The following is a 7,510-nucleotide window of genomic DNA, read 5'->3' on the forward strand; positions in this document are numbered from 1 at the left end:
CGGATCGCCCTGTTCACGGGCAACTACAATCACGTCGAGGACGGTGTTTCGCGGACGCTCGGGCGGCTCGTTGGGTACTTGATCGACGAGGGGCACGAAGTCCTGGTCGTCGGACCGTCCATTTCGACTCCGCTCGATCAACCTGGAGACTTCCTCGAGGTCCCGTCGACCGCCATTCCTGGACGGCCAGAGTACCGGATCAGCACCAGGTTTCCAGCATCAGTTCGCCAGAAGGTCCTAGCCTTTCGGCCTGACATCGTCCACATCGCGACGCCGGACGTCCTCGGTCACCGAGCCTTGTCGTGGGGACGCGGTCTCGGCCTCCCTGTCGTCACGACGTACCACACCCACTTCGCGTCGTACCTGGACTTCTACCGCGTTGGTTTCGCCGAGCCTCTTCTCTGGGCTGCGTTCCGCCGCTTCTACAACCGCTGCCTCGAAGTCTACGCTCCGACGCCGGCGATGCGGGACACCTTGCTCGAGCACGGCATCACCTCCGAGGTCCGTCTGTGGCCCCGTGGCATCGAGGCCGACCGGTTTCACCCGTCCTCGAGGTCGGACGAGTGGCGCAAATCCCGTGGTTTCGACCTCGAGGACGTGGTTGTCACCTTCGTAAGCCGGTTGGTCAAGGAAAAGGGCATCGATGTCTACGCGGACACGATTCGGACACTCCAAGCTGAAGAGGCGCCGGTCCGAGCGCTCGTCGTCGGCGATGGACCGGAGCGGTCCGCCCTCGAGGACGCCCTCCCCGATGCGGTCTTCACCGGTCACCTGGGCGGGACCGAAATCGCGACCGCCTACGCGTCCTCTGACGTCTTCCTCTTTCCTAGCGAGACGGAGACGTTTGGCAATGTCACCCTAGAGGCGATGGCGTCAGGGCTGGCCGTCGTGGTGGCAGACGCCGCCGGCTCTGCCAGCCTTGTCGAGGACGGCCGGACGGGATCACTCTGCTCGCCTCGGGATCGCAATGCGTTTGCCGATGCGACGCGGGCTTTCATCGAGGACGCTAACCGCCGTGAGCGCTTCGGGATTGCCGCTCGCGAAGCCGCGCTCACCTACAACTGGCCGGACGTCCTCGACCGGATGGTGGGATATTACCGAGCCGTCCTCGAGGACGGCTGATCGACGGAGGTTCTATTCGTCGTCCGGGGTCGGGTCTGCTCGGAGGCGGAACCGAGGGTTGCGGATTGCTTCTGGGTCACCGAGGTCGTAGCGCCTCCGGCGACGGCGACGGTCGAACCAACCCTGACTCTCAACGAGCTGGAGCATCGCCGGGAAGAAGATGAGCGTCGCGGCGAGTGTCGCGCTGATGCCCACGACGGCGAGGATCCCGATCGACCGAAGCCCAGGATGCGACGACAGCAGAAGACCGCTAAACCCGATAAGGTTCGTCGCCGCTCCCATCGTGACGTGCTCTCCCGTCGTCCGTAGGACGCGCCGGATCGACCCCTTGCCGTCCTCTTGATACCGGTGGGTCAGGTGCACACCACCGTCGTTCCCGATTCCGAGCACGGTTGGAAGGACAACCAGATTGTAGAACGTCAGCTTGACCCCGAGCAGCACCATCGTACCGAGCATCCAGATCAACCCCATGGCGAGAGGAAAGACGGCGACGGCCACCCACTTGAATGATCGAAACGACACCCAGACTAGCACGAACACCAGCGCGAACGTGATCACCACCATCGTCGGGCTCTCCTCCTGCATCAGGCGCAACATGTCAGCCGCGACGAGCTGCGTCGAGGCCGCGTAGAACTCGCCCCCTTCGGGGGTGCTGACTTCGCCGATCAGTTCGGCGAACCGAATGGACCGCCGACCATCGCCGAGACTCCCGCGCGGGAAGACAATCACGAAGTTTCCGACCTCTCCTGAGCGGGTGGTGAAGGGCCTCGTCAGGAACGACGGGACGCTATCGAGCAGGATCGGCGACGTAGCAGACGCGGCTTGCCGAAGGCGAGCGACCTGCCCAGTCGTATCTGCGACCAGGAACGGATCGTTCAAGACCTCTCGGATCTCTGCTAAGCGACCGAGTTTGAGCCGTGAAGAGACGGAGTCTGTTGGGAAGCGCTCTTGAAGGCTCTCGACAGCCAGGATGAGGGAGTCTCGCTCAGAGAGCTCCTTGAGAGCGTCCGTGACGGATCGGACGTCCTCCGGCGTGTCGAGCAGGATGTACGCTGGGTTCCGCCGCGAGCTTTGTCCGAACACAGGTTCGAGAGCAACCGCCCGACGGTCGTAGTCCTCGTAGACGGGATTGAGACTCGAGAAGTCGTACTCGAACGCGACTCGTGGAATCGCCAGAATGCAAATGATAGTCAGGACTGAGCACACCACGACGATCGGCTTGGCGAACGGAAACCGGTGGTCCGTGCTCGCCTCTGCTGCCTCCCCTCTCAGTCTGAGGTTAAGGGCCCCTGTCTTCTCGGCGATCGCGATCAGAGCGGGCAGCACCGTCATCATCGAGATGACGGCAAACAAAATTCCTAGCCCTCCAATGAAGCCGAACTCGCTAAACCCACGGAAGTCTGCGAGCTGAAGAACGAACAGCGCGCAGGCCGTTGTGAGCGCCGATACGAAGATGCTCTGACCAGCACTGACAAACGTTTCCTCGATCGAGTCAGGCACGTTGCGGCCAGCGCCGCGCTCCTCCGCATACCGGGCGTAGAAATGAATCCCGTAGTCGATCCCCAGTCCGAACAGGACGAGACCGAGGGTAGACGTCATCAGGTTGAGCGTTCCAAATCGAACCGCTGCGATCCCTCCGACCCACGTCAGGCTCATGAGCAGCGGGAGAGTTAGAAGCACAGCCGTGACTGGCGTTCTCAAGAGCTCGTTGAGCACGACGCCCCATCGCCACCTCCCTCCCGTCCTCGCTTGCACGGACTTGTACAAGAAGTACAGCACCACAGCGAATACCACTGCGAGGACTCCGGCGCCGAATGAGTTGCGCACGTCATTCGTGATCGATCGGATCTCGATCGTCTGCCTCAGGAGTCGTCCTGCCGCGGTCACTTCCATATCAGGGTGGAAGTCCTTTGGGCCGACGTCCTCGATGGCGGCATCGAGGTCGGCGTACAGCTGCTCCACGAAGCCCAGGTTCGTTTGCGAGCCCGTCGGGTAGAAGCGGATGACGAGCGTCGTCGAGTCGGGACTGACCAGGTACTCCGTAAGAGCGAGTTGGGCGAGATCCGAGCGGAGCCGATCACCTTCCGCCTGGCGAGCGAGCGCGCCACTGTCAGCTTCTGCAAACAGGTTGACACGGAGAGGATCTGTTGCGGACCGCACCTCCTGAGCCTGCCCTCTCAAGAACTGCTCGAGACGGTCTAGCTCTTCGAGCGTAGCGAAATAGAGTGCGTTCTCTGAGATAAACCGGATGTCACGTCTGAAGTCGACGCGTGTGAAGTACGGCCCCTCTCCATCAGGTCGCTCCATCGCCAGCGCGTCCTCGATGAGCGCTTCAGCATAGCGGCGGTTGGCCTCGAATGACGGGCTGGCGATCGCCACGTCCACCGTCGTCTCAGCTCCGACCGTCTCCTGGAGCTTCTGAATCGCCTGAACGCTGTCGTACTCAGGAGGGAGTAGCGTGACCAGGTCCGCGTCCACTCGCAGATCGAGCGCCTTCCACAGCCCGACGCTCGACAGTCCGAGCGCTAGCGCGATCACCCACAGCGGATGAGCAACGATCCAGCGAGGAAGTGCGCGCAGACGGGTGAACACGGCGTTTGAGTGCGTCGAGGTCGAGAGTAGACCTCAAAGCCTTGTCACGGTTGCCCCGATGGGTGAAACCTTCCAGAGGAGACGGGACCCACTCTTGCCGTCCTTGATGGCGCATCCCGGCGGCAAGTAGTAGCCTCGAGGTCCACATCCTATTTCCCGATGGCGCACACCTACGATTCTCTAACGGTCGGAGACTCCTTCTCGTGGTCAAGGACCCTCACCATGGACGACGTCCGCTCCTTCGCCGATGTCACTGGGGATGACAACCCCATCCACATTGACGAGGACGCGGGCAAGGCAAGCCGGTTCGGCCATCCCGTGGTCCACGGTGTCTATGTCCTCGGTCTTGCCTCGAAGGTGCTCGGACGAGATTTCCCCGGGCCGGGTTCGATCGCGGTGTCGCTATCTGCCAAGTTCCTACGGCCTGTCCCCGTCGGCGAGGAGGTCACCATCGAGGTCAAGGTGTCTGAGAAGATCGAACGCCACGGGCACGTCAAGATGAGGATGTACGCCTACTGCAAGGGCAAGATGTCGTTGGGAGGTGAGGCCGTCGTTATCCCCCCTCCCTCGGACGACTAGCACGCGGCGGCGTCCTCGAGGACGTGAGCTTCATTCTGGAAGCTTCACGCGCTGTCCCGTCGGGATCGGCTGGTTCAACTCCACCTGATTCATGATCGCAACCTCCTCCTCGGTGAGACCCGATGGAAGTGTTCGCCCCCGAAGCAAGGATGAGATCGTTGCTCCGCCTGGAGCCCTCGTCACCTCTAGCCTCGAGGGCTGACGGTTCAGGTAGCGCTGGTCCGTCAAGCGTGAGAAGCTTTCGCTGACGTCCACGAACGTTCCGCCGTACTGCTGCAAGGCGTTCTGAGCGGTCAGACCGAGAATCTGGTAAACGTTGCCCCCATACTCGATGAACGTTGCCACGAATCCGATCGTCCCGTTTTGCTGCTGGGCCGCACCATCGAGGCGGTACGCGCGATTCCCGTTCACGGTGGTTGCGCCTCCCCGACCCACTTGGACACCTTGCTGCGAGGCGAGCTCTCGCGCTGCGGCTTCGGCGCTCGATTGGCTCGCGAGGGTAAGCTGGATCAGCGCCTGACCATTCGGCTCGCCCATGACAAACGCCATTGGGCTGTTCTGCGTCTGCCACCCTCGAGGGACGTCGAACCGGAAGCGGAGCTCGGGATGGTAAAACGCTCCGTCCTCGACGTACCCCTGGCGTGGATCCTCTCCCACTACGACTCCCTCGATCTGCCGCAAATACTCCTCAGCGTTGATCATTTCCCCTTGGTAGCGGGGATCGCTGTTCGCGAGTTGGGGAATCGTCTGCTCACGCTCTGCGGGGTCGGGATGAGTCGACATGAAATTCGGGATCGATCCCCCTCCGCTCTGAGCACTCAGACGATCTAGGGCACGGAAGAAACGAGCTGCTTCGGCTGCATCGTACCCAGCGAACTCTGCGTAAGCGACCCCGGCCATGTCAGCCTCTCGCTCAGCTCCACGGCCCCATTTCAACTGCAGAAGTTGAAGGCCCGTGCTTCCGTATTCGAGAATCCCCTGAGCCACGTTTCCACCGCCCACCACTCCGCCGAGAACGGCCGCTCCAATCAGGCCGAACTGGTTCAACTGAGCGCGCGCTGCCTGCTCAGAGGAGTGGCGCCCGAGCACGTGTCCGATCTCATGACCGAGCACGACGGCTAGTTGAGCTTCGTTTTCGAGGTACGTCAGGAGACCACGAGTCACATACATGAACCCGCCTGGTAACGCGAAAGCGTTCACGACGGGCGAATCGAGGATTCGAAACACGAAAGGCGTGCTCCTCACCTCCGCAGGGGTGCTCGGGTCCGTGTAGGCGCTCGTCTCTAGTACGTTCTGCGCGACCCTCTCGACGTAGGCAGTAAGCTCCGGATCTTCGGTGTAGAGACCGAATTGAGCGATGATTTGCTGGTCAGCCTGAGCGCCAAGCTCTCTTTCTTGTTGCCATGAATAAGCTCCCCTCTGATTCTCGCCAGTGATAAAGTTCTGGTTGGTCGTGCCGCACGCCGTGAGCGTGATAGCAAGCACGAGCAGTAGCCAACGAGAGGAAAAGTTAGAGAGGACAGACATATCAGAGGGGCAGCTATGACAGGGTCACCTCACCGCGTTCCACATGGAACAGTGAGTGGTGTTCATCCTCGAACGGCACGGTCTCTCGAATGGGTCCAGGCTGAGCCGATGTCAGGAAAGACTGCCCTAAGCGGCCACTCGCCAGCAGTTCGAGGATGACGCGGGAGCGTTCGTGATCGAGAGGGCCAAAGAGGTCATCCATCAAGATGAGGGGTCTCTCTCCCGTCGACTCGCACATAAACAGGGACTGTGCTACCCGAAGTGAGAGCGAGAACGTCCGGTGCTGGCCTTGAGACGCATATGGTCTGACCTCGAGGTCGCCTAGGTAAAACACGACCTCATCACGATGGGGCCCCACATAGGTCTGTCCAGTGCGAAGGCTCTGTTCGAACGTCCGCTCAAGAGCTTCCGCGAGCGTGGAAGCAGCCTCACCAGGCACTTTCCCGACTCCTGTAGGCTCGTACCGCAGAGTCGGCTTGTCCCCAGGAGAGCCCAACAGATCGAAGGCCTCCTCAAGCCGACTGGAGAACTGGGCGAGAAAGGTCCGCCGGCGCTCCACGAGTCGTCCCCCAATCGTTGCCAACTCGTGATTCCAGGCTCTGACTGACGACCTGTTTACAGGCCCATTTCGCCCTCGACGCTGGAGCAGTGCCCCTTTCTGCTTGAGTGCTCGCTTGTAGGCGATGAGGTCCTCGAGGTAAACCGGGTAGCTCTGCCCTAGAGTCATATCCAGGAACTGCCGTCTCATTGCAGGTCCACCCGCAGTCAGGTCGTAGTCCGACGGCGACACGACGACGAGCGGGGCTCGCCCGACGAGGTCTGACAAGCGGTCGAGTGAGGATCCATTTGAGAACGCTCGCCTCCCCTCTCCAGGAACCGACGCGACCCGAAGGACCTGGGAGGCCCGTTCATCGCCCTCGAAGTGCCCTTCGACGACAAAGAACCCCTCGCCTTGCCTAACGACCGTCGAGTCAGAGGCCCCGAGAAAACTCTTGCCGAGGCTTAGATAGCTAATCGCTTCGACCACGTTCGTTTTGCCGGCTCCATTGGCTCCGTGCAGGAGGTTTACTCGCGGCGCAGCTTCAAACTCAGTTGCACGATGAGACCGAAACGACGTAATTGATAGCTGCTTCAGTCGCAAGTAAAGTCGGATGGAGTGACATGCGACCTACCCGTCGGGATGCTCAGTAGTTCGCCACCAGCCCTTCAAACAGGACCGAATGAACTATACGTTCCTGTGGATGGCAATCGCTGCCGCCTTGATACAAACCCAAGGTGTACACACTACAGATCCGCAGACAGAGGACGTGTGCGAGAGGGAACGAAAAGAGTTCTACGCCCTGTCGCTCCCTATTCGCCAGGAAGGGTCAACGGCTCGACGGCGACTCCTCTTAGAACTGGAAGAGATCCTGGAACGGCATGAACGCACAGCGCCAGAATGCGCAGGGCGTCTCGTCGAGAACAAGGCGTACCTGCTGATCATCGAGGGCGAGCTCGGGGAGGCCAGCGAGGTCATCGGAGACTATCTGGACGCACGGGAGGGTGGCGACGCCACAGCTCAGGGCACCGCCGAGTCTTATGTCAGGCTGCTGATCCAACGCGGCTACGTGCTTGCCGAGCTCGGCAGGACGGTCGAAGGTGCGCGCTCTTATTACAAAGCGGCATCCATGTCATACACCGTCGAGGCGGA

At 61.1% G+C, this 7,510-nt stretch carries 6 protein-coding genes; 3 read left to right on the forward strand and 3 right to left on the reverse strand.

Annotation, left to right across the window (positions count from 1 at the left end; translation table 11 throughout):
- Positions 1 to 1,122, forward strand: a 1,122-nt coding sequence (locus WBA11_RS16580; protein ID WP_424521757.1) for a glycosyltransferase family 4 protein, incomplete at its 5' end; no start/stop codon positions are given.
- Between the two features lie 12 nt (positions 1,123 to 1,134).
- On the opposite strand, the gene WBA11_RS16585 is transcribed toward WBA11_RS16580, so the two are convergent.
- Positions 1,135 to 3,714: an efflux RND transporter permease subunit gene (locus WBA11_RS16585; protein WP_424521758.1), complete on the reverse strand. Its 2,580-nt coding sequence runs from the start codon at positions 3,712 to 3,714 to the stop codon at positions 1,135 to 1,137.
- A gap of 159 nt (positions 3,715 to 3,873) precedes the next feature.
- On the opposite strand from WBA11_RS16585, the gene WBA11_RS16590 reads away from it, so the two are divergent.
- Positions 3,874 to 4,293 carry a MaoC family dehydratase gene (locus tag WBA11_RS16590; protein ID WP_424521759.1) on the forward strand — a complete coding sequence of 140 codons (420 nt, stop codon included), beginning with the start codon at positions 3,874 to 3,876 and terminating at the stop codon, positions 4,291 to 4,293.
- A 30-nt stretch (positions 4,294 to 4,323) separates the two neighbouring features.
- Here the strand turns inward: WBA11_RS16590 and WBA11_RS16595 are convergent, their stop codons facing one another.
- Entirely contained in the window at positions 4,324 to 5,778 is a 1,455-nt protein-coding gene (locus WBA11_RS16595) for a M48 family metalloprotease (protein ID WP_424521760.1), read from the reverse strand.
- 55 nt (positions 5,779 to 5,833) lie between these two features.
- Entirely contained in the window at positions 5,834 to 6,961 is a 1,128-nt protein-coding gene (recF, locus tag WBA11_RS16600; RefSeq protein ID WP_424521761.1) for a DNA replication/repair protein RecF, read from the reverse strand.
- A gap of 79 nt (positions 6,962 to 7,040) precedes the next feature.
- Here recF and WBA11_RS16605 point away from each other — a divergent pair.
- Positions 7,041 to 7,510, forward strand: a 470-nt coding sequence (locus WBA11_RS16605) for a hypothetical protein (RefSeq protein ID WP_424521762.1), incomplete at its 3' end; no start/stop codon positions are given.

It is taken from the genome of Rubrivirga sp., assembly GCF_049648075.1.
Lineage (GTDB): Bacteria > Bacteroidota > Rhodothermia > Rhodothermales > Rubricoccaceae > Rubrivirga.